Origin of the sequence: Neisseria sp. HMSC70E02, assembly GCF_001838645.1 — a bacterium.
Taxonomy (GTDB): Bacteria; Pseudomonadota; Gammaproteobacteria; order Burkholderiales; family Neisseriaceae; genus Neisseria; species Neisseria macacae.
On the sequence record NZ_KV838099.1, the window covers coordinates 1,837 to 3,915 of the forward strand.

Genomic DNA, 2,079 nt, shown 5'->3' on the forward strand with positions numbered 1-2,079 from the left:
CAACGCCGTACTGGTTTAAAGTTAATCCACTTTACCGCCTGCCGTTTAAATAAGGCCTTGCCTGAAGGATGACGAGTTTGCCGCCTGCGAAAGCCCATTCGATGTCTTGTTCGCCGTTGCCGAAAAGCTGTTTGATTTGCTGTCCTGCTTGGTCGAGGAGGCGGATTTGGTCGTGATTCATGACGTTGCCGCCGGTGATCGGTACTTCCCTGACGCCGCCGTTTTCATCCAGTTGCAGCGCGGTGGTTTCGTTGGAGGAGCTGAGGCGTTGTACGGCGTCGTTGCGGCGGTTGTAAACGGCTTGTTCCGCCACCCGTTTTCCTTCGACCACGCGAATGCCCAGACCGCGTTTGGCGGCGATGTAGGAAGTGTTTTTCTGCGCGGTATCGTAGGGATTGACGGTAACGAGTACGCCGGAGAGGTCGGCATTGATGCTTTGTTGGACGAAGACGCTCATTTTCACGCTGTCGTGCGGCAGTCCGGCGATGCGGCGGGCTTCGTACGCGCTGTAATTGAAGACGGAAGCCCAAGACTGTTTCACTGCTTCCGCCAGCGCGTTTTCGCCGGTTACGTTCGGCACGGTGGTGTACAGTCCTGCGCCGCTGAAATTCGGCAGGTCTTCGGAATTGGACGAGCTGCGGACGAACACGCCTTTGCTGTTTAACTGGCTGCGCCATTGTTCCGCCCATGTGCGTTTCCATTCGGACGGGATTTCGGCATCGGTGATTTTTTTCTGCAAGGCGAGCAGGGCGGTGCGGCGTTTGCGGTTGTCGCCGCCGCTTTGTGTTTCAATTTGCGCCAGTGTTGCCGCGTTGATGCCGAGTTTGTCCATCATGGCGCGGTAGTAGGCGAAGGGGATGCAGAATCCGTCGGGGACGTTGCTGCCTGCTATATGGGCGCGGATATGGCCGAGGTTGGCGGCTTTGCTGCCGCAGTAACGGCTGTCTTCACGGCGCAAGTTGGCAAGCGGCCGCAGGCTGTAATCGGCAGTGTCTGGCTGCGGCAGGTAGAGGTCGTCTGAAAAGGTTTTGGCGGCTGTGTTTCGGTTGGTTTGGGCGACCCGGTATTGTTTTGCGTCTGCTGCCAATTCGATACGGCGGCCGATATAGGGCGCGAGGATTTTTTCTGCGTCTTTGAGGTAGATGTTGGGAATGCCCCAGCCGCGCGCCAAGACGTTCACATGCGACAACGCGGTGGACGGTTTTTCGCTGATGATGCCTGCTACGGGCGGCAACACCAGCGGCACTTCTTTCAAGATGATGATGTCGTCCGCACCGACATCGTAAAGGTCGTCTTCCTGAGTGATGACGCGCAATGTGCCTACCGCTTTCCCCCTATGCAACGGCAGATAAGGGAAATTCTGTATCAGGCTTTCTTGGGTTACAAAGGGGACTTTGCTTTGCGCAGCAACGGTTTCCTGCCACAGGGAATTGGTTTTGTAGCGCAGCGGGGCGAAGAAACTGTCTTTCAGACGACCTTCTGCCAATTTCAGCAATTCGGGCGTGATTTTGTCGCCTTCCCAAAATTCGTAAACGTATTCTTGAGTGCTGTTCTGCCAACTGATGGTGCCGAACAGGAAGCGGCGGTTCGGGCTGCGGTATTGTTCGAACAATTCTTTGCGCGTCGGCATCGGCTTCAAAATCTCGGCGAGATAGGTTTCGTGCAGGCGGTATTTCGGCGTGTTGATGTAGTCGGTGCGGTTGTTGTCTTCGCGGTCGATAAGGAAGAGGATATGCGGGATTTCGTATTCGCTGTCTTGTTCGTAAACGCGCGAAAGCAGGTCGAAATCGGCGCGGCTGCGGATGGCGGGCAGCGCGGGGGTCTGCGTTTTGACCGGCGTGGCGGCTTGGCGTTTGTCGGACTCAAAATAAGAAGGCTTGCGCGCAGTCGGCGCGGCGGTATCGGCGACTTCGGCATTGGGATGACAGGCGGCGAGCAGGAACAATAGGGAGAGGCAGACGCTGGTTTTCATGATAATGGCAACGAGAAAAAACGGATTGTAGCAAGAAAAGGTCGTCTGAAAATCAAGCCTGACTCTTTTTTCAGTTTGTATAGTGGATTAAATTTAAATCAGGACAA

The 2,079-nt window shown here is 55.4% G+C and carries 1 protein-coding gene; it reads right to left on the reverse strand.

From position 1 onward, the window contains the following. Positions 1 to 31: 31 nt before the first annotated feature. Entirely contained in the window at positions 32 to 1,972 is a 1,941-nt protein-coding gene (locus tag HMPREF3277_RS07205; RefSeq protein WP_070870542.1) for a PEP/pyruvate-binding domain-containing protein, read from the reverse strand. Positions 1,973 to 2,079 lie beyond the last annotated feature (107 nt).

What these genes read in the sequence shown, in the direction of transcription:
- HMPREF3277_RS07205 (WP_070870542.1), bottom strand. Translation starts at nt 1,972, where the DNA reads ATGAAAACCAGCGTCTGCCTCTCCCTATTGTTCCTGCTCGCCGCCTGT.